Here is a 25,475-nt window from a genome sequence, read left to right as displayed (position 1 = left end):
AAAAAAAACTATGGATTGTCCAAGATGTGGAAGCATAAATCATCGTAAAGATGGCATTGTCGGTGGTCGTCAGCGCCATTATTGTAAAGATTGTCATTATCGTTATACTGTTCAACAGAAATCTAATACAAAATCAGCTGCTACTCGTAGATTAGCTTTGGAGATGTACTTGGAGGGCTTAGGTTTTAGAGCAATCGGACGCATATTGAAAATAAGTCATACAATTGTTTACTATTGGGTAAAAGAATGGGGTGAAAGGGTGGCTTTACCACAAAAAGAGGGACCTGTTTCAGTTGTTGAATTAGATGAGATGCACACATATATAGGTTCAAAAAAAACTACTGTTGGGTATGGATTGCTGTTGATCGATTTGGAAAACGATTTATCTCTTTTGTCTGTGGGGACAGAAGCACAGATACAGGGATGAAGCTTTGGAAGAAGATAAAAAACATTCCTGCATCTGTGTATTATTCTGACTATTGGAAGAGCTATAAGGAATTTCTTCCTAATGTAAAACACATTCAAACGAAGGCAGAAACTTATACAGTCGAAGGTTATAATAGCAGAATAAGGCATTATTTAGCAAGGTTCAAACGAAAAGGGAAGTGTTATAGTAAGGCAAAACATATGATAGAAAAATCCCTAAAATTACTTTTTCTAAAACTAAACAACGAGCTGGCTATATGTGTTTAACAATACCATAATAATAGATACATTCATACGATAGCTCATAGGTTAAAGTGCTTTTGGAAAATGTTCTCCAAATTTCAAAAACCTAATGAAGGGATAGTTAAAATATGTGATATTAATTCTTTGAGTTAATATAGTTAAATTTTTCTAAAAACCCTGGCTAATTGATCCTGTATTTGAATAATATTATATCTTTCCCTATATATTTTTCTGCAATTTAGAGACATCGTTGCGTATGTTTCTTCACTTACATCTAAAATACTGTTTATTCTATCAGCTAATTCCAGTGCATTCATTTCAACATCATCATCATCATCCTTTTCTACAATATTTACCTTATACCCATTAACTCCGTCTATAATCATTTCCGACAATCCTGTCGAAGTAGTCCCTACGACAGGTAAACCGTGCATCATCATTTCAATAGCGACATAGCTACATTGCTCTGTGAATGATGGTAACACTCCCACATCTGCCATTTGATAAAACTCATATACAACTTTTCTATCTATTTGTCCGGTAAATGTTATTTTGCTCCAACAGCCCATAGTTTCTTCAAAATATATATTTTCTTTACCACTTCCTATTATAATAAGCCTACTTTTCGGATGTTTCTTTAAGCGAGATTGAAAAGCCTGTATCAATTCCCTGCCTCCTTTTGCTTTGTCTAAACGACCTACGTACAATATCAGCTTTTCATTTTGCCCAAAGGCATATTTTCTCCGCAAGGTTTTCTTTGTTATTTTTTTGTTTTCTGTACTTTCAGAGAGTCCATTATAAATCAATTCAATTTTACCATCGGAAATTTCATAATCATTGATAAGAAGACTTTTTGCGTATCTTGATAAGCAAAGGATGATATCAACAAATTCAAACAACACTTTATCTCTGTTAAACAAATGAATGACCTGATATTCCGTACTATTCTTATGGTAATCCTCTTCCTTTGCGTTAATTATTTTTCTAAAACGTGAAGTGTTGCCTTGTAAAATAAAACTCCAGTCCAAATAATGTAATGTGAAAATCATTTTCCCTTTTGGAAAATATTTTTTTAGATAATCTATCAACGGTTTATGCTCAAAATAATTTATTTGAAAAAGGATATTCTCTGAACCGCTTGTTATTATATGTCGTTTTAATAAGAACAGCACATTTCGGTAATAAGCCTCTTGACTCTTTTGCCAATATTTTTCCCTTGGAATTTCGTATATAACAGCATCTGATTCATGATTTATAGTAAACTCATTCACATTAGACCGTAAGTTCACAATGTGAACTTCAAAATTCTTCATATTGAAGCAAGAACATGAAAGTTGTTCAATATAAGTTTTAATTCCATAGTTTCCTCCGGGACAAACCTCATTGAATATAAAAACCTTATTTGTCATTTATGAATTAAATTTAGTCCAATACCAGCACATCCATTCTTTACCCCTAGCTTCCACTCATAAACATTGTTGTCTGTATTTATTTCATTACAAAAGAAATCGTTTAAACAAACCAAATATCTGTAATTAAGTTGTTTTGATTCAGTCCACAAACGATAATCATTTATAAGATATAGTAGAGATTCCGGCAAAGATTTCCTCTCAATGTTAGATGTAATCTTCTTTAAATCGGATAAATATTCCACATCAAAAAGATTACTATCGTCATAATTATTTTGCAAACGAGCAAGAACATAATGAAAGACACCCTCCAAACCGGTATTCAACGACATGTCCGATATTCTTCTAACATCTCGTTCCATAACCTTCTTGTCAACATTTTCAAGAATATCACTTGTATCTCTGTCAACAAATTTTTGTTCGACCAAATATTCAATTCCCCAACCGATACCTAGATAACCATTTTCAAAATCAATCGGTAATTTATCATGAATTTCTTCAAAAATTTCATCCAATAATTCTCCGGCAAATTCTTCGTAAATCGGATTGTTTGTATAGCGTGAATAATGGTAAAAGAAAATCACAATACCCATCTTCCCATGGAATAATCCAAGGTCATTCAAGAAACTGCTATTTATTATCAAGTGGTTAGCAATTCTTTCAAGCACACGTACTTTTTCATGTTGTGATTGCATATATGATCATATAATATCCGGCTACAAGTTTAGAACATATTTTCCATGTATGCAAATTTTCCAAGTTAAAAAATGACCAACAACAACTTTAGTTGACTTTTTTATTACATATCCTCATCCCGAACAATATCACTGAGCCGGGACCTGTTGAAACTGTCTCAAGGCCAATTCTTTCATCCCCATCTTGAACAGTTTTACCTGGACACGTTCCTATTGCCAGCGTTTCTGCTTTTCACAGTTGTTCAGTTTGATTTCCTGCATGCCGGTGATGAACTGAATGATACTGCGCTGTTCTTCAGCGGATTGGGCAAAATGTCTGTGATCCAACTCGCGGCGATACCTCATAAAAGAGAGTATCCATACAACATTACCGACAAGAAAAATGCCAAGAATAGCTAAATCGATGTGCGAAACCCGATATATTCTGCCGCATCGCTTATGCCGAGCATGGAAACTCCCTCACGCGTAATAAACGAATGTTGACGGAGCGTTTCCAGACTATAATGCTTCCCGTAATGCTTGGCTATCATGCGCAAACAGGTAGGACCGCAGTCCATGGAATCAAGTTGAATGAATCGAGGAAAAGAGCTCATTGTCAAGCATCTTTTCGTGCAAGCATTCCATTGTAATATCGCTTCATGAAATCGTACAATACAAGTTCATGTATACGATTTCTCGAACGAAACAATCGATTTAAAGACATATGCACATAGCTATGCAATAAATCTTGTATATTAATCTTATACCGATTACAGATTCTTTGAATATCTGAAACGATGGGACAAATGTCCTTACTCCGTTTTAATACACAATTATATAATATGCCAAACCTCTTATCTGAAATCGTATTGGCCAATACCGATTCTATTATTAACCTGTTCTGACGATATTTTGTATTGAATTATTTGGCATTGTACATGTTAAAACCGAACTCTTTTTTATAAGAATCACTCATTTTTATCATTATCTCACTTCGATCTTCTATACGGAACTTAAAATCATCAACTCATTAGTGTCCCGTTAAAATTTGGGACGAGTTAAACATTAATCGAACAACCCCGGAATAAGTGGGACATCGTGCTCTTTGGTATCGTTAAAAATAGTCTTGTTGAACATGTCTTGCAGTGGAGTTTTGTCCGTCAATGAGATGCTGAGGATTTGCAAGACCTCATAGGTCGAGCGCTGCAGTTTCATGTCATGTTGGACAATTGCCACAAGGCAGTAAGTGATGATGGCAGCACAAATCTGAATACGCACGGCATTTTCGGTTGTTCCCCAGAACTTCTTAATCTTGAGGTGCTGCTTCAGCCACTTGTGGAACAACTCTATCTGCCACCGATTCTTGTAGAGGCTGGCTACGTCGAGTGCCTTCAAATGCCTTCAAGTTCGTGAGAAAAGCAAAGTCACGGTCTTGCTCATCGTCATGATAGCGCACCAGTCTAAGTCTCTCGGGATACTTCTTGTTAGAGGCATACTCCGCCACTTCGATTACAGCATCTGCAAGTATATTCTTGTGAAGCCTACGCTTCCATTTGACATTCCTGTACTGCAGATTCTTCTTTGCTCTGACCACGAAGAAAGCTTTCACTTTATGAATACGATACAACTGTTTGAACGCATTGTAGCCACGGTCAAATACATAGTATGAGCCTGATTTACATAGAATCTTATCCATTGCCTTGGAATCGTGTACAGAGGCTGTCGTGATATGGAAGAACGCTGGCACAGATGTCTCCAAGTCGTAAAGGAAGTGAATCTTGACACCGCCTTTCTTCTTGCGAAACTTTGCCCACCAGAACACCGACAAGCAGAGTGGAATCGTAGTAGAGTCGAAGGCATACACATTGCCCACCAGAGTTTGAAGATGTCCACCACCCGCTTCTTGCGAGCCAAGTCCATCATGTAGAAAGCGAAATCCTCAAATATACGGTAGTCGCGGTTCTGATTGGCTATAGCAAATATGGTCTTGGCTACCGGTTTCCTTCCCATTCCAAGATGGTAGCATTTTGACCGATGAGCCTCCAATGCTACAATCAAATCACGCAGACTCTCGCGATTGCAGAGCTGACTGAACATCAGGGCCTGCAACTGGTTCCAACAAGTGAAATGCTTGACATACTTGTCGCCAGAGTACTTGTGAACAAGATAGTTGAAGTGGTTCCTATCAAGGAATGACGCCAACTGAGAGAAGATGAACTTATCTTGAAACATAATCGTCCTTTTTATCAAAGAACGAAAAGAAATCAATTCAAGTCCGTTAACTCCCGAAATTGTTCACAATAGACTATATTTCAATTATTTCAAAGACTGATTGGACCACTTTAATGGGACAGTATTGAAGTCAAATATCTATAACTCTACACCAACCAAGATATCAGATTCTTGCCCATAAATAAAATGACAACTTGATTTATCCGAAAGAAGTGCATAGTCTTGATTGTTTATTTCGTATCTAACTCCCTCTTTTGAAACAATATAATAACGCTTTATCCGTCTCATTTTTTGCCCCCAAAGTTTTGGAAAAAAATGCCCTAATATCGGAATATACAACATGCCACTGCCAGATTCTACATCGTCACTATAGAATATATAAGCAATTATTATTTCTTTCTTTTTAAAAGACAGATTTTTAATATCATGATCTATTTTTCGAGTAAGGTATTTATATGTAAAAAATGCTACTCCCCCCACCATTAATATTCCCCAAATAAAAACACTATCATTAAAAATCTGTATGTGTATATGTGTAGACATATACACAACAACAAATAAAAACAAGAGTAGCATAAAAACAAATAATGAAATACCAACATAAGGAGATTTTGATTTTTTCAACCACTCTATATATTTTAATTCTCTTGATGTACACATGATATTTATCTACAAAATTTAATTTATTTATTCAATCTCAAATTCTTGCTGTGTGATAAACTCATCCAACGACGCATCTGTTGATACCGAAAATATCTCTTGAATGGCGTTAAAAGTTCTTGGATATTTTGAAGATAATATAAAAAGTATTTCTATCAATATCCGGCTATTTTGTCTTATTGCTATACACCTTTCATCTTCCGGATAACCAACTTTTCCATCTTGAATAAGCTGAGCTATACATATAGGACATAAAGTCGCTGCCCAACATGCTTTACATTTACTACTATTCATTATTTGAAAGAATTTTTTATACAAATCAAATATCTTTTCAACATCAATACCATTTCCAATATCTCCAACAGGCTGTGAAAAATCTGTTCTTTCACAAATATGTATCTCCCCATTACAAGCAACGAAGGTGTTGGTTTTTAACAGATAACAGGAATTAAAGAAGTTGTCTGCCAATTTAGGAGTTTCAAATATCCTTGTTAGCATCTCATAAACTTTACTAAAAACGTCTTTTAACTCAATATCCAATTGATAACATCTAATAAGAGATGCTTCATCTTTACAATTACTTTCATACTCTTCTACTCTATCCATCAGATCATAAACAACATTATTATATATTTCTAAGATGTTTCTTTTACTTTTAGATTTAAAACCGATAGAGCTTAAATAATAATCTGCAAATTCAAGAAATCGAAAACTATTAACGCCAGCAAAACGCCCATTTGAATTCATCGTCCTGAAAAAATCTAATACCTCTTTTTTATCATAGTTAGGAGCTTGAACAGCTTGAAAAGAAACATGAGATTTAAAAAAATCCGGATACTTATTTCTTAAAATTTCAATCGCATTATACACCTTTTCAAATGATCCTCTACCCGATGCAAATACTCTATTTTTATCATGCTCTGATCTGGGGCCATCAATACTTATTTGCAAATACACTTCCTCTTTTATACAGAATTCAATAAAATCTTCATATAGAAGAGTTCCGTTTGTAGTGATAGCAATACAAATATATTTCTTGTCAAAAGGAAAATGAATTTTTTTGATGAAATCAACTATATTTCGCACTACCCTCTTATAAATTAGGACTTCTCCACCATACAATCCTATAATGGGAGGATTTTTTATCAAATAATCCTTTTGAAGTTCAATAGGAAGCCTATCAATAGTCCGGCAATAGTCTTCAATAAATTCCTGAATAGCTTTTTTATACACCTTACTTTTCATTACCTTGTTATCATGACTTTTTCCGGTTTTTTTAATTTCATTTATTGTATACCTACAATATTTACATCTCAAATTACATTTATCTGTTATTTCCAATGTCAACTTCCTTCTTGATGCTCTTTCTTGTGAGTAGTTTATGACATTCGTAATATTCTCATCAGAACTATCAACTCTGTTTTTTCTTACACCATCCTTAAGGAATCCTGCTCTTTTTATTTGTTTGATAAAATTCAGTTCTTGTAAAGAAAATTTTTTTTACAATTGTCCGAGACCCATTTTCTTACAATGTAAAATTCTTCCTCTGATAAGAATAGGAAACTATTTACATGACCATCATATAGTCCATAAATACAATATTTAGCAAAATATAGGAGCTGTATTAAAGGAAATTTTGCTTTCATTTCAATGTCCATTTTATCACTCAAACAGATTTATAAAATAAAGATTTTCAAACCCTTAAAATTATAAATTAAAAAAAATAATCAATCATCATGTAATAATATTCAGAGAGAGAGCATATCCCTCTCTCTGAAACAAATATAAAACAACTAATCCTTCTCTATTATTAATGTAATATCATACATTCCAAATAGAAGAGAGGATTGTTGAGCACACAGGATTTGAACCATATCCAGAGCTGACTGTTGCCATCATCCCTGCTTGGAATCCCATAATACCAGCTTCCATACAATGGCAAGTACACCAACATCCCCCTGAAGCCCTTGCTCCTCCCTTAAGAGGCTTTAGATCTTCAACCCTTTTCAATAAAATTTTTTTTCTTGGTTTCATTTCTTTAAATGATTTAATAAATAAAACTAATTTAAAATTACTTACGCCATCTTCTATTTCTATACAATATTGTAATTTTTGAACTCATTATCATCATCTATAAATCGATGGACAATCTTTTCAAAATTTAAAACTGTAAAATATTGTAAGAAAACATCTGCGTTATACATTCAAAAAAAGATAGTAGGGGGGGCATTTAGACTCTTTACCATTAAACCTCCTTCCTTGATTAAGCCCTCAACACACGACACTTATTTCATCTAAAAAAATACTCATAAAAAAATAAAATACAGTGTATCTCTGCTTATAAGTCCTAAATCTCTCCCCACCAACCTATCTGTATACCTCACCCTTGATCAATCACCATTGACCAAACATTCAATCTTCCCCCCTTTTTGATTTCAGATAAACTTGTCTTCTATAAATTCTTAACCTTGTATCAAATTGGAGTAGCATACTCTTTCAAACCGATCATCAAACGCTCAAATATCTTATACCATTTCTCATATCTAACGAATAATACATGCATACCGCACATTTATACTTCACACCAAATCTATTTTAGATAAAAATATTGGTTCAAAGATAATCATCCTCTCCCTCTTGCTCTAATTTATACTCCGCTTTTCTAACAAACGGTAGCATTTTTCCTAACGAACGGTCGTTTTTTCCCGATAAACGGTATATTTGCCCTTGACTGCCGTTTCATAGATCTACCCAAGTTTTTCTTCCGGCATTATAACGGGCGGAATCGAAAAAAATGCCGTATCGAATTTCTCCCAATCTATTTTGTCGGCCAATTTGTAGAGTGGGTGAGATTGGAGACCACCGCAGCCAACGAAAGCGACATCAAACATTTGGAGACACCATTGCTGGAGGCCGATCTACCCAAGGGTATTCCGGTTTTTGCTGACAAGGGCTACGACTCGGCAGAAAACCGTGAAGTGCTCAAGTGTATAAAGCTCAAATGTCGTATCATACACAAAACGACCAGAGGGCATAAGCTCACCGAACGGCAACAACGTATCAACGTAGCCATCAGCAAAGTCAGGTATTGCATGGAGCGTACATTCGGCTCTATACATAGATGGTTCCTGAGCGGTGTGGCCGGGTATGTAGGATGGGCAGAGACACATGCTCAGCATATGATGGAGGCTATCGCCTATAATTTATACAGGACACCGGAGATAATTGCGTTTAGTTTTATCAAATAAAGGGAGAAATGAATAAGAAATAGGTCAAATCCGAGCCTTTGTAGCGGATATTTTGGTCAAGCAGCCCACAAAAATCCGATAATAAGAGATATTGAGTGGAGGGGACGGCTTTTGCAGAGGTCTCAATTTGTCTAAATCGCATTCGTTTGCATCTATTTTTTCAAGAAGGAATTCCATTGGTGAAAACCATAATCCTCATTCTTGATTTAACAATTTTCCTATAAACATAATATTATTACCCTCTTCGTCTATCGAATTCCTCAACACTTGTAAGAATCTTTTATCTTTATCGGAACAATGCCCTCGATTGAGGTGTTCGTCTATTTTTTCAACCAAATCAGAAGGTTCATACATTTCGTGATACCATCCATTGTTTGCATAAGGCAACGCAAAGCAGGGAATGCCTCCGACCTTATCATTGGTTATTTTTACATAATAGGCTTGCCTTGGTTCTTTATCTACCACAATCATATTGGACTTCAGCTCTTCTGCTTCATGCTCAAGAGAAAATAATTTTACCATGAAACAAGAGGGTAGTTCATTGTATGTGCAGCCATATCCCTTATGATTTGTCATCACAAATTGCGGACTTATTTGACCGTTTCGGGTATGGATACGATATAATGTATCCGAAGCCGTTGTCATATAAGAGAAATCGACCTGATTATTGTAAAACCATACTTCATGATTGTAGCCTACGAAAGCGCCATCTTTATCGTATGGATCAATCGCTCGATTTTTGTTTGGAGGTGTACGCATAAGATGGTTATTGGTATCAATGCGTGCATACTGAAAATCCGTTATTCCTTTCAGACATAAATGAATTAAGGATATACTCCCATCGCCTTCAAATCTAACCTGCGGTTTCTGCATATCCCCGACATAAACGGAACCGATAAAATTTCCCTGTAAATCATATATAAAGAGCTTCTTTCCTCTAAACGGAGCCAGACAAACCCTATTTGTTTTTTCATCTATTGCAGCACTATAAAGTGTGGTATATTCACCCGGCCCTTCTCCGATACGGCCTATATTGCAGACAAATCGACCATTGTGGTCAAATAATTTGAAAGGAGACATGGCGTCTTGCAATATGCCGATATAATGTTCGGTAATATAAACTTTCCATGCCTTAAAGAATGCCGTGTCCGAATTCTCGAAGCAAATCATCTTAAAATCAGATATCCATTCACTTAAATTCATCCTTCTCAATTCAAAAACTTTTGAAGCATCGCATACATAGACCGTGTCACTGTCAGTTATCCGATATAGGGCTTCGTTTTTTTGCTTGTCTGAACACCCCCACAAGACAACAAATAATAATGCAAATACAAGACTAATTTTCATCTGATAATTATGAAATAGTTTTTTTGTACAGTCATTTATACCCCTATGTGTTTATTAATTTTCATTCGTTTACACAAAAACCACATTACATAAGTTGTTTTGGCCAATAACCAATTCATAATTTGATGGTGAAGGGCACAAATATTGATATATACAATCACAACAAGGAAATCCAGACCGAATCCTTTTCCATGATTTTCCTACCATCCACTCTTTTCCAACAATTTGAATAATATCATCTGAAATATTTCCCAACGGTGTAAAATTTATGTTAGAATAATATTTCCCTGAACTAGATAGAATCAATTTACCAAGATCAAATAAATTAACATGCTGTCTCTTATAGATATCTCGTTTGGTAGGAGTGACAGAAATTAATTCTTTTTCGTCTGTATAGACCATTCGTCTAAAAAAATCAATATTGTTATAATCATAAAATGGTAACATAGTATACTGTTGTATGTTAAAAATATCTATAATATCGTATATAAAAGACAATTCCTGTTCGCTTCGTAATATAAAAGAAAAGTTTAAACAATCCGTCTTTTGTTTAAATGAATCTATAATGCTTTTTATCTGCTCCTTATTTATTGGAGCAGAAATATAAATATGCAAGATGAAATTTTCGTCAATAATTGCTTCTTTGTATCTTTCATTCCAATTTAGATAATTAAAATACAAATTTGATTTTATCTTTGTTTTTCTTATATATTCAAATAATTCTTCAATTTTAGAATAAAGAAAGATATTACCTCCACTAAAATTTATTTTATTAGATATAGAGCCATATATGACATTATCAATAATTCTAATCACGTCCTTAATAGGCAATTCTCCCTTATCTTTATAACAGCAATTAAATTGTTTGTAATAATCAAGACAAAATTCACATTGTTGATGACATTCGCCATTTAAATGAAAAGTTATTTCATTCAATATCTGCATAACATCCGTACCCTGCATATGCATGATGTCCTCTTTAGATTTATCTGCATGACATTTCATTATTGGTGGAATGACAATAGGAGGCATTATGGTATTTGGAATAACATCTGCCATGTAATGATCTCTCAACAATGCAACAAACGCTCTCACAGACTCATCATACAAAGCTTCATCATCAAGAACAACACAATACATATTATTAATATTGGACAAATTATCGATGATCTCTTTAAGTGGCTCTGTTAAATCGAATATGACTTTCTTTGATGATTCAGAATCGTATAACAATATCCGACTTCTACGCTTGAACACAAACACACTGGGTTCTAAATACAACAGATATTTACCCGTATTGTATTTCATAATCAATGATTTAACTAAATACAACATCATTAAACAGCTCCTCGAAAGGAATATTTCTATTCTCCAACATATCAATGTATGTTTTTATATAATCAATCATTTGTTTCTCCGATTTATACCCATAACAATGTGGAGTAGAATCCAAGTTTTCCAATTGAAAAATGCATTGATGACAACCATTTATCATATAACAGTCATGACATTGCTTAAACATCTTCTTATAATATCGATTGTACTTATCTGCGATATAATCTAAATCTAAATTAACTTTTCCATCATCAACTATGCCCCATGAATATTTAAAATCAACTCGCTCACATACCATAATTTTTTTATTAACAGTGATGAACATCTTACGAGAAAACGGAACACAAGTACCATTAATTGCTCTAGGCAACTGATCCTTTACATATAAAAATGATTCATAATCAAAAAACTGACTGCTACTATACCACAAAAGAAATTGACATAGGCGAAATACGTTAGGATCATTCGTGAATCTTTCAGATATTAATTGAGAGTCGTTTCCTCCAAGAGAATCATGATACAAGATAAACATAGATTTAAATTCATTTATCATTTCAGGCTTTATTCCATAATTATTTACCGAGCTGATCTGAGGCACCTTCCCGAATTCATTAAAGATAAATTTATGTATTTCTTCAACCGAATTCCTATTGTGTAACACAGAATTAAATGACACATTTGTTTCGAAAAAATCAGGATATTTTTCACGTATCAATTTTATATTTCTGAACACTCTGTCAAATGAGTTCTTACCATTATGAAACACACGATAACTTTGATTTTGTTTAGAACCATCAAGGCTTATGGTTATATGAAAATCATTTTTAACAAGAAAGGATATATGCCTGTCAATCAAAGTTGCATTCGTTGTCATCGTGTATTTAAATATCCTATTACTTAAATTTAGACGATTACAGAACAATACGCTTTTCTCTATCAATTCAAAGTTAAGAAGAGGTTCTCCATAAAAACCTACGGTGGTTATTTTAGAGGAAGATTTATTTGAATGAGAATTCCATAACGGAATAAAAAAATCAAATACTGTTTTGACCGTATCAAAACCCATCATCTGATTTTTACGGGGATCATAATCATAATACATATTACCATAGGTACAATACGCACAATTAAGATTACAAGCATCTGTAACTTCAAAAACGATATTATTTATATTGCACAGAGATTCTTTTATAACAAGTTCATCGTATTCAAGAGCCTCTCTTTTTTTAAAAAACGAGAAATATCCGCACTTCTTATAATTCAAATATTTATTTAGATAATAATCAATATCCTCTCTTTTATATTTATCAGCCATATCACTGTTTTCTCCATCGATAATTCTATATAAATCATCTAACAGATTCTTTCTATCCAATAAATCAAAAACTTGTATTAATGGATGACATGGTATAATTTCTTTTTTAAGAAAATCATATAAATACAAATTCCCTTTCGTCGATTCTATAAAAATGGTTGATTTCATTTTGATTTCATCTTTATAATTGTTAATACCGTGCTCTTATCTTCATCGCCCACTTCTTTGTTAAAAAAGTCATCTGCTCTTTTTTTATATTTCTCTTTTCGATAAACATTACTTATCACCGTATATTGATTCTCGGCCACTTTTCGTCCTTCCAAATAAAGTTTTTTTGGATGATCCTTTGCTCCTCCCTGACTTTTTCCGGCATTGACCATGATTAAATATTCTCCTGACAAATGCTCCGGTTCGAATGCTAACCCACCGTCGTAATCATTGAATATTCCAAAATGCAAGCGTTTCGTACCGATACTTTTTTGCAGGTCGTTATGCGTACGACTTAACACTTTTTTTTTCTTATCATATATCAGAAAATTTGATGCAGGAAGCATCAATGAGCCATGCGTATAACCCACAATCAAATAACGAGATGTCTCAAAAAAACGAGTAGCATACTTGCTACTGTCCGTCCAAATATCATTATAGCCAATCGGACAAGTATACATGTTCGTACAATATTTATGCAGTTCCTCTACTCTTTCTCCCGTATATTCAAGTCTTTTTTTTTAGAGGGACTTTTGCAAGCTTTTTTTCTATGGCAACCAGCGATAAATTCAACGTATGCCCATGAATAGCATAGAGCGTATCACTGTAAGGCGCATGGTAGCATAATTCAACATTACTTCTGAACAAGATACGTTGCCAACTTCTATTTGCGGAATAAATTGACGGAGAGGGGGTAAAACGTTCATTGTTGGCGATGCTATGTATGATCTTTCCTTTTTGATTGACAAAAACAATCTTGTCGTGATTATTCCCGAAGTTGATATTCGCTATCGCAAATGTAGTATCGTTGACGGCTAAAAATGAATAGCCATAATATCCCAATTCCGGAGGAGAGGACAAGTCTTTGATTTTTGTCTTCCAAACATTATTCCCGTTAAGATCGTAAGCGCATAGTTCTTTCGTCAGGAATGTATAGGTGTATAACTTCTGTCTGTCAGGTAAAACATCAAAACTGCCATTGTAAAGCGGCAGTTTGTTTCTTACCTCTCCATCTACGTTAAATATATATAGATTTCTTCTATTGCTCAGCAAAATCAAACTGTCGAAGTAATAGAGTTGAAGCACATCTAAGCCTCCTTCTTTAAGCGAAATATAGAAGAGACTGTCTGCAATATCGGTCAGACAGATACTATCTTTACTTTCCGGTTCATCATTCGACAGCACAATGGGGGAGTCCTCTCTAAGGTAAGGCTCTTGCGTCGTCGTCTGTACTTTTCCTGTTCTTGTATGGTTATTACAACAAACAGCGATCAAAATAAATAGTACAGCAATGTAACCATATACATGTTTCATCATGAATAAAAGTAATTATATAAGCAAAAGATGTCAAAACAAACTTCTTACAAAATAAGTCTTGACATCTTTATTTCGAGCGATATAATCACCCTTTCCAAAAATCACTGAGTTTTACGCCTTCGGAAGAACAACAGCCACAAGACTCAGAACCTCCACCATATGATTCCTTGCCATCACAATAGTTTGTTGCATCATTCCATCCGGACGAAGAACCACCACCATTTGCGTAGTGGCAACCACAAGTGCATGTGGCTCCCCCTTTCAAGCCCCTCATAGAATAATCTGATAGAGACTTTTCCTCTAATGAATGTAAACTTATTTTACCCAATACTTTCATGATAAAAGTTTATTTATATTATTGCCTACTATATTTCAGGGGGGGGCGGCTTCTCCCCATTTATATATGATGCTTTGTCATGATCAGTCATTCAGATTAGCCTTTTGTCTTTGGTTTCAGATAAACTTGTCTTCTGCAAATTCTTAACCTTGTATCAAATTGGAATAGCATACTCTTTCAAACCGATCATCAAACGCTCAAATATCTTATACCATTTCTCATATCTAACGAATAATACATGCACACCGCACATTTATACTTCACATATATTTCACACCAAATCTATTTTAGATAAAAATATTGGTTCAAAGATAATCATCCTCTCCCTCTTGCTCTAATTTATACTCCGCTTTTCTAACGAACGGTAGCATTTTTCCTAACGAACGGTCGTTTTTTCCCGATAAACGGTATATTTGCCCTTGACTGCCGTTTCATAGATTTACCCAAGTTTTTCTTCCGGCATTATAACGGGCGGAATCGAAAAAAATGCCGTATCGAATTTCTCCCAATCTATTTTGTCGGTCAATTTGTAGAGTGGGTGAGATTGGTTCAGCATGTCTGATAGACTGCTGAATAATGAAGGACTATGATGGAACTTTTTAATCATGAAAATCTGCAAGTTTCTTGCTATAAAGATAAGAAAACTTGCAGATTTAACAAAGGTTTTTCGAAAACTAATTTACTCAATATCAGAGATTAAAAGGATTCTTAAGGGACGACTAACTAAGCAGAAGGCATTCATCCCAACTCTGAGAACGATCATCAGACAAAAATGATAAAAGAACCAAACCGATTCCTGAAATACCATTTAATAAATCAATTGAGAGATCATTCATATTGAATTTATACCCAATAATACCATCTTTATATTTAGCTATAAGGAGTGTTTGTTCAAGCCAATATTCGGAGCATTCTTTAAATTCTTCGATATTAGTATACAAATACATTCTTCTAAAAATCAATGCTAAACCTGCTGTACCATGGCATATGCTCCCATCTATAATTGCATTTGCTTTCAAATCTCGTCTATTAGATGAAAATAAGAATATCTCTATAGCTTTTTTTCTTAGACTTTTATCACCAACAACGATTGCATAGTGCCAAATAGCTAAAGCGACACCAATATCTCCATAACACCAGCCCAATCTACTAACCTGATCTCCATAAGATGTGCAAAAAGTAGGGAACAAAGATAATTGAGGAGTTTTTATTTCTTGTTCTAATAGAAACTGAATGCTTTTACTCAATATATCTTTTATCTTCTGCTTATGTATACCATGATAATAAGCTTTTGCTAAATACACACAAGTGCCTGACATTCCATGGGATAAGCTTATATTATATTTGTTTCCAATCTTATATTCCCATGTATAAGTATTTGTTTGTACCACTTTATAAGAATCTATAAAATCAATAATTTGTGTTTCTTTATTCCTGATAAAATTATTTCGTAATCTGCTTAGTAAATAGACAGCAGAACCTATAGCTCCATGCAAATAATCCAAATAATTCAATGCTGTGTCATGTAAAGCACACCTTGCTATATATTGATCAAATTGGTCTAATATTTCTCTATTTTCTCTATCAATAAATTCCCCTTTTATTAGAGATGCTGTATACACCAGCATACACCGCTAATTCCACCACAAAAATTATGCCGTAATGCACTCTCAATGCTAGTAACAGTATTTTCTAAATAATTCATAGCCACATCTGCAATACAAGTATCTTTTTTAAATCTGGAATAATAGAAAAGGAACAATGCAACGCCTGCATACCCCGAAAATAATCCTGGTTTAATCGTTTCATTCCCTTTTTTGTCTGATATAGCTGCTAAAAACGAAGCTATATCTTCGATTTTCATTAAGATTTCACTTCGTAATCTTTTGCTTGGCAATATCAATTGCTTTTTCATATACGGCATCCCTCTTATTTTTTATATCCTCTATATTGGGTTCTACTATGTAATCAATCTTTACTCCTCTTCTTTGAGTAGGTGTAAAATCCGGGTAATATATTCCAATGCCAGTAAAAATAGTTTTCACATTTCCGGGAAAATTAAAAAGTGAATAGTTCCCATCAGCCCCTGAAGAATAACGGCCTATCGTGACTGTTCTTGCATTCCTCTGTAAAGCCATTGTTATATATTCAGAATAGCTTTGTGTCCATTCATCAACCAAAACAATAATCTCCCCTTTATAATAGTTTTTACTACCAATTTTATTAGAAGATGATTTTAGGAATCTTACCATACCCGGAAATCTTGTATCTGGATAAGTTGAGTAAGCAAAGAAAGAATTGGGAGGAACAAATGTATTAGTAAGAGGTAATATTAAATCTACATCTGGATAGCATCTTAAATCGAGGATAATTACGTTGGCAGATTTGACAACGTCATAATTTCGTTTAAAGTTTTTTTCTGTAGCAGAGGTCAAATCCATATATGCAATACTATCGTTAATCCATTTATATAAGACACTATCTTCTTCCAATCGTTCTTGTTTTCGCTGTGCCTGAAATAAGTCATAGGCTAAATAGTTTTTTGATACTGCTTCTATCGTATCATTGTCACGTATTAACTTAACGGAAGAAATAGTGTCGAATCTTGATAGCACGGCATTACAAACAAAAGATTGATTAGACCAATAATTACCACCACAAGTATATTGTTGCAGGCTGTCATACAAGCTATAGATATCTTGTCCGTCTATTTCCAACAAGATATCTCCAATTTGAAATTTATTATCGTTGCGGTTTGAATCTCGTATTTTATGGATAACAAACATACTATCAATAAGCAACATTCTAAAGTTAGGTCGGAAGCCACCTGTTATAACTGGGTCTATTGAATGTGGATATGAAGCATGTGTGTCTTTCAGTTTGCTTATCATCCAGTATATAGCCAAATGATATTGTCGTGTAGTCTTAGCATTGATAAAAAGAGGAATCGATTCATATAAAATTTTATCCCAATTATCATCCATCAGATTCTTACTGACATAAAAGTAGTTTATGATATTCCAAAATCTGAATAAGCCTAATAGCCTTATATTTTTATCCGGCAGCTCCTTTTCGTTATATGCGATTTCATTCATCAATCTTATATTCCCTACGACAGACTTATTAAATATAAAATGATTTTTCAATCCCCTTCTGTGATCGAAAATAGACTTTATCTTGCTGCTTATCTCACTGTTAAGGCAAATAATATCATTCATCCAATCATTGTTGATCAAATGATAATCATTGATGTTAGGGTACGGATTTTTACCAGTCAACTCCGTCGTTTGAACTTTTGATATTAGATCACAAATATCTGACTGAAAAGCAAGCTTATCGCTTGTACTTTTGTCTATATAATACAGCAAAAGAGAATCTATTGGAGGAACATATCCATCCGTGTTTTCATAATGATATTTTAAAAACCCCCATATTTTGCACAGATAAAATAAGCGAGTCGTATCATTAAACACTGTTGGTATGTAGGATTGTAGGCAAACATCCTCCTTAAAAATAGAATCTTTATCAAAAGATATTGAAGAATGAAATTTATAATACAATTTTAGTGTTTTTGTATAGCTGCTAACGGGATAATATAAGATTATAGCAACCAATATTAGAATAATACTTAAAATCACGTGTTTTTTTTTCATCTGACTAAGCAAATCAATTTAGTTAAAACAAATATTAAAGAATCTTATTCTATTAAATATAGGAAAAACAAGAGTCTTGGAATTGACAGGGGCGTAGTGTCCCGAACTTTAGAGACAATTTCACTCGAGGAGAGAAGCATTGTTTCCGTATGTGTGTCTAAGGAATTCAGACTGATCTGGGAGAGACGGTACTCTTCCTTTTCTTTCTGCCATCATACTCCCCGCATCTGGACATCGTCGCCAAGAGACTTTTTCTACAAATCAGCAAACAATAACACATCTTCTATAGATAGCATGTATCACATAGGGGTTATAGTCCATAACACCAGCACCATCCCCAATCAGTTTTGCTAATACATTTAGAACCATCATCATGTCCAATAGTATGAAGGTCACAATCCCCTTTTGTAATACAGTTAAAATTATCTGTTCCTGGATTGCCACATGATACCGAATTTGTACATCCTCCTTTCAGGATAGACATAGAAGAATTTTCCAACTTGACAATCGTTTCTTTTTTCAAACTTAATTTTTTCAACTTTTTCATACGATAAAATTTTAATATGTCGGGAGCAAAGATAATCATCCTCTCCCTCTTGCTCCAATTTATACTCCGCTTTTCTAACGAACAGTAGCATTTTTCCTAACGAACGGTCGTTTTTTTTCGATAAACGGTATATTTGCCCTTGACTGCCGTTTCATAGATTTACCCAAGTTTTTCTTCCGGCATTATAACGGGCGGAATCGAAAAAAATACCGTATCTTTGAAATCCGATTGATTTTGATTTCAGTGTCATGACGGAACGAAGAAGAACGAAATACGATACGACATTTTTCGAGCGGTATGCCCGCCAATCGCTGATCGATTTGGTGGACGACCGCTTCGAGGCATTAAAGAATTACGACCGTCCGGATTTGCAGGACGAGGCGCACAACATCGGTATTGAGGTGACACGTGCCATCCGTGAAGATCGCGACGTGGCGCATGCGCTGATCAATGAAATTGCCGGACGTCCGGTCATGAAGGTCTCGGAAGAAGACTGGATAGACATGACGAAATACGGATACGGATACGGCATCAACGATACGATCATCGGGCGAATGGAATACGAATACTGGGCGGCAGCTTTGCCTTTGCAGCGCATCATCAGGAGCAAGGTGCGTAAGGTTGCCGATGGCTTCTACGGTCATTTCCGCAAGTTCGGACTGTATATCTTTTCGAAAGAGAATCTGACGGACGATACCGTCTTCTCAACGATGGAATACACCATGGAACTGCAAGAAGGAAATGTATTGAAATATGACGTCATGTACATCTCGCAAATAAGCGAACTGTTTGTTTGCGACCTGACGAGAGCCTCGTTCGACGAAATACCCATCAGCCGCGCCCAATGCCGCAGGTTTTATCATGAAGCCCTTCGTCCGGAAACGGTCTGACAGGAAATAATAACCGTTAACGATCAAGAGATATGAAGTACAAAATGGTAGTGCTCGATGTAGACGGCACATTGCTTACGAACGAAAAAACAGTTACGGCACGGACTCGTGCGACCCTGATCAGGGTGCAGCAAATGGGCATCAAGGTGGTACTGGCTTCGGGAAGACCGACGTATGGTGTCGTCGGGCTGGCTAAGGAACTGGAGCTGGATAAAAACGGCGGATATATCCTCTCGTATAACGGCGGACAGATCATCAATGTGCAGACGAACGAGCTGCTTTTCGAGAAACGCATCGATCCCGGATTTATCCCTTACCTCGAACGGAAAGCACAAAAAAACGGTTTTGCGATTTTTACGTATCGTGAAGATGAGATGTTGACGAACGACGCGTCGAACGAACGTGTTCTTCAGGAAGCGCGACTCAACGGTATGCCGTTGCGCGAGACAGACCGATTCTCGGAAGAAGTCAGTTTCCATCCGTGGAAGGTTATGCTTTCGAGCGATGATGAGAAGGCGCTTGTCGGCCTCGAAGAGCATTGGAAGAAACGATTGGCCGGCACCTTGGATGTGTTTCGTTCCGAGACCTATTTTCTCGAAGTCGTGCCGCAGTTTATCGATAAGGCGAATACGCTCAGCGTACTGCTCGAAAAACTCAATATCCCGTCAGCCGATATCGTGGCGATAGGCGACGGGGTGTGCGACGTGACCATGATCCAGCTGGCCGGACTCGGTATCGCCATGGGGAATGCGCAGGACTCGGTCAAGGCCTGTGCCGACGTCATCACTCTTTCAAACGAAGAAGACGGCGTGGCTGTGGCGCTCGAAAAAGCGATCCTTGCCGATATACGTCCCACCGATATCCCGCTCGACCGGTTGAATGCGGCCGGCAAGCACGCTCTGATGGGAAATCTCGGCATTCAATACACGTATGCCTCGGAAGGCCGTATCGAAGCGACTATGCCCGTTGACGAACGAACCCGTCAGCCATTCGGTATCCTGCATGGCGGAGCCACGCTGGCTTTGGCCGAAACGGTGGCCGGTCTTGGCTCGATGGTGCTTTGCGCACCCGACGAGATGATGGTCGGCATGCAGGTAAGCGGTCATCATCTCTCGTCGGCGCACGAAGGCGATACGGTGCGTGCCGTGGCGACGATTATCCATAAAGGACGCTCGTCGCACGTGTGGAATGTCGATATCTTTACTTCGACGGATAAGCTCGTTTCGTCCGTTCGCGTAGTGAACAGTGTTATGAAGAAGCGGTAGGCCCCGGCTTGCGGTAAGCCTCGACGGCTTTTTTCACCGATCCGTGCAGCAGCAGCAGGGCGTTAGCCTGGTCGTAGGGCAGCCCCAGTTCATCGACGAGCATGCGTGTGCCGCGATCTACGAGCTTCCGGTTGCTCAACTGCATGTTGACCATCTTGTTGCCTTTCACGCGTCCGAGCTTGATCATAACGGTTGTTGTAATCATATTCAGGATCATTTTCTGTCCTGTGCCCGATTTCATGCGTGAGCTGCCGGTAACGTATTCGGGTCCTACCACCATCTCGATGGCGATGTCGGCCTCTTCAGCCATCGGCGAGCCGGGGTTGCTGGTGATACAGCCTGTCAGGATGCCGTGGCGACGCGCCTCACGCATGGCTCCGATCACGTAGGGGGTTGTGCCCGATGCGGCAATCCCGATCACCGTATCTTTCGGCGTGATGTGGTGCGCCTGCAATTCTTCCCATCCGCGTGTCGTATCGTCTTCGGCATTCTCCACCGGATTGCGGAGTGCCGTCTCTCCGCCGGCGATCAGTCCGATCACCAGCGTATTGGGCATCCCGAACGTAGGCGGTATCTCCGAGGCGTCGAGTACTCCCAGCCGGCCGCTTGTGCCGGCGCCCATGTAAAAGATACGTCCGCCCCGCTGCATGCGCGGCACGATCTCCGAGACCAGTTTCTCTACCTGCGGAATGGTTTTCCGTACGGCCAATGCCACTTTCCGGTCTTCCCGATTGATATCGTCCAGAATCTGCCGGACGGTTTTCTGCTCTAAATCGCTGTACAGCGAATCCTGTTCTGTTATTTTGATAAATGTCATACGGTTTTTGCAACTGTCGAATAGTAAGTGCGTAATCCTTCCATCGGATTGCGAACGATTGTACCGGTACGGATGCCCGTTGCGGCGGCCGCCTCCTCCAGAATATCTTTGTAATAATACGCTACCGACCCGATAAAATGAGCCTTGTAGCGTGTATAGTCGAACTGCATCACGTTGCGGGTCAGGAACGACTTGAAAGCGTTCAACACCAGCGAATGGATGGCCGGATGTTCGATGTTTTCGGCCAGAAACGGCGATATGCCGGCCAGAAAACGATTCGGGAACGGTTGTCGGTATACCCGTTCGATAATATTGGCAGGGGTCAGTTCGTACTGCCGGAGGAACTTTTCTTTCAGTTCTTCTCCCATCTGGTTTTTCAGCAGATCGCCGATCAGCAGTTTGCCCAGTACGGCCCCGCTGCCTTCGTCGCCAAGGATAAACCCCAGCGGCGATACGTTGGCCGCAATCTTCTCTCCATCGTAAAAGCACGAGTTCGAGCCCGTTCCCATGATGCAGACGATGCCCGGCGATCGTCCGCAGGAGGCTTTGGCTGCCGCCAGCATGTCGGTATCGACTTCAATCAGACTGCTCACGTCCAGACACCCTTTGAGCACATTGCGCACGACGGGGACTTTTTCCGGAATACATCCGGCTCCGAAGAAATGCACCTCGCAAAAACGGTTCGAGTTCAATTGCGGAAGCAAGGTACGCTCAATCTCGCGTCCCATCTCTTCCGGCGTCTGAAAAAAGGGGTTCATTCCTTTCGTAAATATTTCTCCAATCACCCGACCCTGATCCAGCACATTCCAATGTGTCTTGGTCGAGCCGCTATCTGCAATCAGTATCATATTTTGATATATATTTTTTTCTTATACAAGATAAAACCTATCAACCAGTTAAAAGCTACGAACAGTACGGCGAACAGGAACGAACCGCCGTAGTTCCCGGCCCACGGGCGCAGACATACGTCGTAAATGAAGCCTTTCAGCGTAACGGGATCGCCCCCGTATGTGAGGTAAATGCTGCCTGACAGAATGGAGAAAACAGTACCGGCTACATACATAAACAGCGGATTGACGCCGAAGGCCTCGAAGAAACGGCACCATTTCGCATATCCTTTTACATCGATTATCCAAATGAGCAAAGCAAGTAATCCCGATGCCATGCCGCAGGTGACCAGCACGAACGTGGGCGACCAGATTTTTTTGTTGATCGGGCAGCCGTAGCTCAGCAACCAGCCGGCAAAAGCCATGGCTGTTCCGATCAGGAAAAGACGCAGCATCTTGTCGCGTACTTCCGTCACACCGAACATTGCCCGACCGCAGCAAAAGCCGATCAGTACGTGTGCAATGGCGGGGAGGGTACTTAACAGTCCTTCCGGCTCGATGCCCATGTCTTTATACGTATGATTTACGCCAAGCACGGCACGGTCTACGATCGAAAGAATATTCGTTTCGTTGTATGCAAGACCGTTCCCGGCCAGCAACAGCACGGTATAACCGCCCAGTAAAGCGACAATCAGATACGGGATACGGTGATGACGTATGGCCAGAGCGATCAGCGCCGTTGCTCCGTACGAGAGCGCCAGTCGTTGCATCACGCCCAGTATGCGCAGATGGCCGAAGTTCGATACCGATTGCCAAAGCCTCGCTCCGAACGACAGTCCTCCGTCGGCCAGACCATGCCACGTGCGACACGTCAGCCCGAGCCATGCAAGCCCGAGCCCGATGGCGAAAATGACCGCCGTTCGCCGGATGATCTTTCGCATGGCGGAATAGCTGAATGTAAAATCGTATTTCTTGAGCGAGATATAAGTCGATATGCCCATGATGAACATAAAGAAAGGAAATACGAGGTCGGTCGGTGTCAAACCGTGCCACGCCGCATGTCCCAACGGAGCATATACGAACGACCATGATCCGGGATTATTGACCATGATCATGCCGGCAATCGTGATACCGCGCAGGATATCGAGCGCCAGCAGACGGCGGGACGAGGTATCCGGCAGGCGACTCATAACCCGGTCCCTCCCGTCGTTTTACGTTGTTCCGAACGGACGAAGGCCGCTAAGCCGGAGAACCCGACACCTCCGGACGGAGGTCTTCGTGTTACCGGCCGGCGATCCCGATCGGACAGCCTTGCCGTCTCGACAATTCGGGATGGTTGTCTTGATGATTCGAGACCGCCGTCGCGATATTTCGAGACGGCCGTCTCGTTGCGCCAAGTCCGCCGTCTCGCCGGTTCGAGTTGGGGGAGTCATTACATCGACGGTGTGAAGCCGGAAATGAAGAATGGATTGTTAAATTCATATTATGGATAGAGGTAATATTTTTTCGACTGTTTTTTGAATTGTTCAACGTCTTTATACCAGTATGGGCGTACATCTTCCCATCGGTTACGCCGGATGAACCCTTCACGTATCCGGTTGCTGCCGCATACTTTATCGAACATTCGGAAACGGGTGGAGTCGGCGTGCGCAAACACGGCGCGGTCGGGGTAGAGCGCCGCGATTTCCTGCATAACGAGGAACTGTATGTCGCTCAGGGACGCCTGCCGATAGTCGGTGATATGCACCTGTACGCCTTGTATAAATTCGCCTTTGTTCGTTGCATAGAACGGCTTGAGGTGGATCGGCCGGAAGTTGACGCCCGGTATGCGCAGCGCATTCATCCGTCGGGTCAGCTCTGCCGCCTTGATCCAAGGTGCGGCAAACATCTGGAACGGAATGGTATATCCCACACCGATAGAGGCATAACCCAGTTCGCCGAATATCCCGCTAACGGGATAAAAGAACGCCGAATGTGCATGCGGGATATGGGGCGACGGCGGTATCCACTGCAACCCCGTCTGCGTATAATCCATCTTTCGCTTCCATCCTTTCATCTTTACTACGTGCAGTTTACATGCCTTGCCGGGTTGCTTGTCGGCGTTCAGCATCAGCGCCAGTTCGCCGCAAGTCAGGCCGTAGATATACGGTATCTTGTATTGACTGACGAAAGAGAAGAAACCGTCTTCCACGATACAGCCTTCTATTTTTAATCCGCCCAAAGGATTCGGGCGATCGAGCACGACAAATTCGATGTTGTTTTCGGCCGCTGCTTCCATTGCCAGTCCCATCGTGCTGATGTAGGTGAACGAACGGCATCCGATGTCTTGAATATCATACACCAGCACATCGATGTCTTTCAGCATTTCGGGGGTCGGTTTCCGTGTTGCACCGTAGAGCGAGTATACGGGCAGACCCGTTGCCGGGTCCGTACCGCTGTCGATCTTATCGCCGGCATGCACATCGCCCCGTACGCCGTGTTCGGGGCCATAGAGCGCTGTGAGGTTCACCTCAGGCGCTTCGTGTAATATATCGATCGTCGATCGAAGGTGATTATCTACTCCCGTAGGGTTCGTAATCAGTCCTGTGCGTTTGCCTTTAAGGCATTGGAAGCGTTGCTCTTTCAGTACTTCCAGACCTGTCTTGATCGTGATCTTTTGTGCCTGTGTCGCCAGTACCGGCAACGTGCACAAACACCACACAATGATATGAATCCGTTTCATCCGT

At 38.8% G+C, this 25,475-nt stretch carries 27 protein-coding genes and 3 pseudogenes; 4 read left to right on the top strand and 26 right to left on the bottom strand.

The annotated features are described in order from the left end of the window. Positions 1-10: 10 nt before the first annotated feature. Positions 11-693, top strand: a protein-coding gene (locus Tanf_RS14330) for an IS1 family transposase (RefSeq protein WP_369057624.1) whose coding sequence is annotated in 2 segments (ribosomal slippage) — positions 11-371 and positions 371-693 — 684 coding nt in all. Because the reading frame shifts where the segments join, the coding sequence is not laid out codon by codon here. Between the two features lie 134 nt (positions 694-827). On the opposite strand, the gene Tanf_RS08445 is transcribed toward Tanf_RS14330, so the two are convergent. The 11 genes and pseudogenes from Tanf_RS08445 to Tanf_RS14320 all read right to left on the bottom strand — a co-directional run bounded on the left by Tanf_RS08445 (position 828) and on the right by Tanf_RS14320 (position 7,678). Next, positions 828-2,078: a TIGR04157 family glycosyltransferase gene (locus tag Tanf_RS08445; protein ID WP_052449056.1), complete on the bottom strand. Its 1,251-nt coding sequence runs from the start codon at positions 2,076-2,078 to the stop codon at positions 828-830. Then, complete coding sequence (locus tag Tanf_RS08440) at positions 2,075-2,773, bottom strand: lanthionine synthetase LanC family protein (RefSeq protein ID WP_041590489.1); 699 nt, start codon at positions 2,771-2,773, stop codon at positions 2,075-2,077. Before Tanf_RS08440 ends, Tanf_RS08445 begins: the two co-directional genes overlap by 4 nt. A gap of 210 nt (positions 2,774-2,983) precedes the next feature. Beyond that, positions 2,984-3,118, bottom strand: a complete 135-nt coding sequence (locus tag Tanf_RS16435; RefSeq protein WP_438873599.1) for a hypothetical protein — start codon at positions 3,116-3,118, stop codon at positions 2,984-2,986. A 56-nt stretch (positions 3,119-3,174) separates the two neighbouring features. Beyond that, positions 3,175-3,366: pseudogene (locus tag Tanf_RS16430) on the bottom strand (cysteine peptidase family C39 domain-containing protein); the annotation flags it as partial. Positions 3,367-3,368: 2 nt separating this feature from the next. Beyond that, positions 3,369-3,659 (bottom strand): annotated as a pseudogene (locus Tanf_RS16140) (lantibiotic dehydratase C-terminal domain-containing protein); the annotation flags it as partial. A 158-nt stretch (positions 3,660-3,817) separates the two neighbouring features. Further along, positions 3,818-4,147 carry a transposase gene (locus tag Tanf_RS16425; RefSeq protein ID WP_438695892.1) on the bottom strand — a complete coding sequence of 110 codons (330 nt, stop codon included), beginning with the start codon at positions 4,145-4,147 and terminating at the stop codon, positions 3,818-3,820. Then, the gene (locus tag Tanf_RS16420; protein WP_438695891.1) at positions 4,059-4,574 is read right to left on the bottom strand and encodes a transposase; all 516 of its coding nucleotides are present in this window, start codon (positions 4,572-4,574) and stop codon (positions 4,059-4,061) included. Before Tanf_RS16420 ends, Tanf_RS16425 begins: the two co-directional genes overlap by 89 nt. A 197-nt stretch (positions 4,575-4,771) precedes the next feature. Continuing rightward, positions 4,772-4,984: pseudogene (locus tag Tanf_RS16415) on the bottom strand (DUF4372 domain-containing protein); the annotation flags it as partial. Between the two features lie 138 nt (positions 4,985-5,122). Then, positions 5,123-5,644 carry a hypothetical protein gene (locus Tanf_RS08425; protein WP_014223548.1) on the bottom strand — a complete coding sequence of 174 codons (522 nt, stop codon included), beginning with the start codon at positions 5,642-5,644 and terminating at the stop codon, positions 5,123-5,125. A 27-nt stretch (positions 5,645-5,671) separates the two neighbouring features. Then, the gene (locus Tanf_RS08420; protein WP_161794953.1) at positions 5,672-6,985 is read right to left on the bottom strand and encodes a radical SAM protein; all 1,314 of its coding nucleotides are present in this window, start codon (positions 6,983-6,985) and stop codon (positions 5,672-5,674) included. A gap of 480 nt (positions 6,986-7,465) precedes the next feature. After that, positions 7,466-7,678 (bottom strand): TIGR04149 family rSAM-modified RiPP, encoded by a 213-nt coding sequence (locus Tanf_RS14320; protein WP_074449233.1) that lies wholly within the window; start codon positions 7,676-7,678, stop codon positions 7,466-7,468. 674 nt (positions 7,679-8,352) lie between these two features. Here Tanf_RS14320 and Tanf_RS08410 point away from each other — a divergent pair. Beyond that, the gene (locus tag Tanf_RS08410) at positions 8,353-8,892 is read left to right on the top strand and encodes a transposase (protein ID WP_306766688.1); all 540 of its coding nucleotides are present in this window, start codon (positions 8,353-8,355) and stop codon (positions 8,890-8,892) included. Positions 8,893-9,087: 195 nt separating this feature from the next. Here the strand turns inward: Tanf_RS08410 and Tanf_RS08405 are convergent, their stop codons facing one another. From Tanf_RS08405 to Tanf_RS14310, 10 genes are all read right to left on the bottom strand, one after another. Next, positions 9,088-10,239 carry a DUF4934 domain-containing protein gene (locus Tanf_RS08405; RefSeq protein WP_041590485.1) on the bottom strand — a complete coding sequence of 384 codons (1,152 nt, stop codon included), beginning with the start codon at positions 10,237-10,239 and terminating at the stop codon, positions 9,088-9,090. Between the two features lie 69 nt (positions 10,240-10,308). After that, positions 10,309-11,547, bottom strand: a complete 1,239-nt coding sequence (locus Tanf_RS08400; protein WP_014223541.1) for a TIGR04150 pseudo-rSAM protein — start codon at positions 11,545-11,547, stop codon at positions 10,309-10,311. Between the two features lie 10 nt (positions 11,548-11,557). After that, positions 11,558-13,057, bottom strand: a complete 1,500-nt coding sequence (locus Tanf_RS08395; RefSeq protein ID WP_052449055.1) for a radical SAM peptide maturase — start codon at positions 13,055-13,057, stop codon at positions 11,558-11,560. After that, positions 13,054-13,557 (bottom strand): hypothetical protein, encoded by a 504-nt coding sequence (locus Tanf_RS08390; RefSeq protein WP_046825537.1) that lies wholly within the window; start codon positions 13,555-13,557, stop codon positions 13,054-13,056. Before Tanf_RS08390 ends, Tanf_RS08395 begins: the two co-directional genes overlap by 4 nt. 46 nt (positions 13,558-13,603) lie before the next feature. Beyond that, positions 13,604-14,413, bottom strand: coding sequence for a hypothetical protein (locus Tanf_RS08385; protein ID WP_046825536.1), 810 nt, complete (start codon positions 14,411-14,413; stop codon positions 13,604-13,606). A gap of 85 nt (positions 14,414-14,498) precedes the next feature. Beyond that, positions 14,499-14,750, bottom strand: a complete 252-nt coding sequence (locus tag Tanf_RS14315) for a TIGR04149 family rSAM-modified RiPP (RefSeq protein WP_074449228.1) — start codon at positions 14,748-14,750, stop codon at positions 14,499-14,501. Between the two features lie 719 nt (positions 14,751-15,469). Then, the gene (locus tag Tanf_RS08375; RefSeq protein WP_046825535.1) at positions 15,470-16,378 is read right to left on the bottom strand and encodes a lanthionine synthetase LanC family protein; all 909 of its coding nucleotides are present in this window, start codon (positions 16,376-16,378) and stop codon (positions 15,470-15,472) included. Beyond that, entirely contained in the window at positions 16,354-16,614 is a 261-nt protein-coding gene (locus tag Tanf_RS15800; protein ID WP_046825534.1) for a lanthionine synthetase LanC family protein, read from the bottom strand. Before Tanf_RS15800 ends, Tanf_RS08375 begins: the two co-directional genes overlap by 25 nt. 7 nt (positions 16,615-16,621) lie before the next feature. Beyond that, positions 16,622-18,403, bottom strand: coding sequence for a S41 family peptidase (locus Tanf_RS08365; RefSeq protein WP_046825533.1), 1,782 nt, complete (start codon positions 18,401-18,403; stop codon positions 16,622-16,624). Positions 18,404-18,713: 310 nt separating this feature from the next. Further along, positions 18,714-18,950: a TIGR04149 family rSAM-modified RiPP gene (locus Tanf_RS14310; RefSeq protein ID WP_157755257.1), complete on the bottom strand. Its 237-nt coding sequence runs from the start codon at positions 18,948-18,950 to the stop codon at positions 18,714-18,716. A 248-nt stretch (positions 18,951-19,198) separates the two neighbouring features. On the opposite strand from Tanf_RS14310, the gene Tanf_RS08355 reads away from it, so the two are divergent. Continuing rightward, the gene (locus Tanf_RS08355; protein ID WP_014223533.1) at positions 19,199-19,840 is read left to right on the top strand and encodes a hypothetical protein; all 642 of its coding nucleotides are present in this window, start codon (positions 19,199-19,201) and stop codon (positions 19,838-19,840) included. A 32-nt stretch (positions 19,841-19,872) separates the two neighbouring features. Further along, positions 19,873-21,105, top strand: coding sequence for a Cof-type HAD-IIB family hydrolase (locus tag Tanf_RS08350; protein WP_014223532.1), 1,233 nt, complete (start codon positions 19,873-19,875; stop codon positions 21,103-21,105). Here the strand turns inward: Tanf_RS08350 and murQ are convergent. The 5 genes from murQ to Tanf_RS08330 all read right to left on the bottom strand — a co-directional run bounded on the left by murQ (position 21,089) and on the right by Tanf_RS08330 (position 25,471). After that, on the bottom strand, positions 21,089-21,922 hold the full coding sequence (gene murQ / locus Tanf_RS08345; RefSeq protein WP_046825532.1) for an N-acetylmuramic acid 6-phosphate etherase: 834 nt from the start codon (positions 21,920-21,922) through the stop codon (positions 21,089-21,091). The two genes, Tanf_RS08350 and murQ, sit on opposite strands and share 17 nt — an antisense overlap. Next, the gene (locus Tanf_RS08340; RefSeq protein ID WP_046825531.1) at positions 21,919-22,770 is read right to left on the bottom strand and encodes an ATPase; all 852 of its coding nucleotides are present in this window, start codon (positions 22,768-22,770) and stop codon (positions 21,919-21,921) included. Before Tanf_RS08340 ends, murQ begins: the two co-directional genes overlap by 4 nt. Next, positions 22,767-23,939 (bottom strand): acyltransferase family protein, encoded by a 1,173-nt coding sequence (locus Tanf_RS08335; protein ID WP_046825530.1) that lies wholly within the window; start codon positions 23,937-23,939, stop codon positions 22,767-22,769. Before Tanf_RS08335 ends, Tanf_RS08340 begins: the two co-directional genes overlap by 4 nt. 91 nt (positions 23,940-24,030) lie before the next feature. Continuing rightward, positions 24,031-24,231, bottom strand: coding sequence for a hypothetical protein (locus tag Tanf_RS14815; protein ID WP_140230586.1), 201 nt, complete (start codon positions 24,229-24,231; stop codon positions 24,031-24,033). Between the two features lies 1 nt (position 24,232). Further along, complete coding sequence (locus Tanf_RS08330) at positions 24,233-25,471, bottom strand: exo-beta-N-acetylmuramidase NamZ family protein (RefSeq protein WP_046825529.1); 1,239 nt, start codon at positions 25,469-25,471, stop codon at positions 24,233-24,235. Positions 25,472-25,475: the final 4 nt, after the last annotated feature.

The organism is Tannerella forsythia (assembly GCF_001006485.1).
GTDB lineage: Bacteria > Bacteroidota > Bacteroidia > Bacteroidales > Tannerellaceae > Tannerella > Tannerella forsythia.
The sequence above is the reverse complement of the archived record's forward strand: the minus strand, read 5'-3'. Positions and strand labels throughout refer to the sequence as shown.

Coding starts and splice junctions, on each gene's coding strand:
- Tanf_RS08445 (WP_052449056.1), bottom strand. CDS start 2,078: ATGACAAATAAGGTTTTTATATTCAATGAGGTTTGTCCCGGAGGAAAC.
- Tanf_RS08440 (WP_041590489.1), bottom strand. CDS start 2,773: ATGCAATCACAACATGAAAAAGTACGTGTGCTTGAAAGAATTGCTAAC.
- Tanf_RS16435 (WP_438873599.1), bottom strand. CDS start 3,118: ATGAGGTATCGCCGCGAGTTGGATCACAGACATTTTGCCCAATCCGCT.
- Tanf_RS08425 (WP_014223548.1), bottom strand. CDS start 5,644: ATGTGTACATCAAGAGAATTAAAATATATAGAGTGGTTGAAAAAATCA.
- Tanf_RS14320 (WP_074449233.1), bottom strand. CDS start 7,678: ATGAAACCAAGAAAAAAAATTTTATTGAAAAGGGTTGAAGATCTAAAG.
- Tanf_RS08405 (WP_041590485.1), bottom strand. CDS start 10,239: ATGAAAATTAGTCTTGTATTTGCATTATTATTTGTTGTCTTGTGGGGG.
- Tanf_RS08400 (WP_014223541.1), bottom strand. CDS start 11,547: ATGAAATACAATACGGGTAAATATCTGTTGTATTTAGAACCCAGTGTG.
- Tanf_RS08395 (WP_052449055.1), bottom strand. CDS start 13,057: ATGAAATCAACCATTTTTATAGAATCGACGAAAGGGAATTTGTATTTA.
- Tanf_RS08390 (WP_046825537.1), bottom strand. CDS start 13,557: ATGTATACTTGTCCGATTGGCTATAATGATATTTGGACGGACAGTAGC.
- Tanf_RS08385 (WP_046825536.1), bottom strand. CDS start 14,413: ATGATGAAACATGTATATGGTTACATTGCTGTACTATTTATTTTGATC.
- Tanf_RS14315 (WP_074449228.1), bottom strand. CDS start 14,750: ATGAAAGTATTGGGTAAAATAAGTTTACATTCATTAGAGGAAAAGTCT.
- Tanf_RS08375 (WP_046825535.1), bottom strand. CDS start 16,378: ATGCTGGTGTATACAGCATCTCTAATAAAAGGGGAATTTATTGATAGA.
- Tanf_RS15800 (WP_046825534.1), bottom strand. CDS start 16,614: ATGAAAATCGAAGATATAGCTTCGTTTTTAGCAGCTATATCAGACAAA.
- Tanf_RS08365 (WP_046825533.1), bottom strand. CDS start 18,403: ATGAAAAAAAAACACGTGATTTTAAGTATTATTCTAATATTGGTTGCT.
- Tanf_RS14310 (WP_157755257.1), bottom strand. CDS start 18,950: ATGAAAAAGTTGAAAAAATTAAGTTTGAAAAAAGAAACGATTGTCAAG.
- Tanf_RS08355 (WP_014223533.1), top strand. CDS start 19,199: ATGACGGAACGAAGAAGAACGAAATACGATACGACATTTTTCGAGCGG.
- Tanf_RS08350 (WP_014223532.1), top strand. CDS start 19,873: ATGAAGTACAAAATGGTAGTGCTCGATGTAGACGGCACATTGCTTACG.
- murQ (WP_046825532.1), bottom strand. CDS start 21,922: ATGACATTTATCAAAATAACAGAACAGGATTCGCTGTACAGCGATTTA.
- Tanf_RS08340 (WP_046825531.1), bottom strand. CDS start 22,770: ATGATACTGATTGCAGATAGCGGCTCGACCAAGACACATTGGAATGTG.
- Tanf_RS08335 (WP_046825530.1), bottom strand. CDS start 23,939: ATGAGTCGCCTGCCGGATACCTCGTCCCGCCGTCTGCTGGCGCTCGAT.
- Tanf_RS14815 (WP_140230586.1), bottom strand. CDS start 24,231: ATGAATTTAACAATCCATTCTTCATTTCCGGCTTCACACCGTCGATGT.
- Tanf_RS08330 (WP_046825529.1), bottom strand. CDS start 25,471: ATGAAACGGATTCATATCATTGTGTGGTGTTTGTGCACGTTGCCGGTA.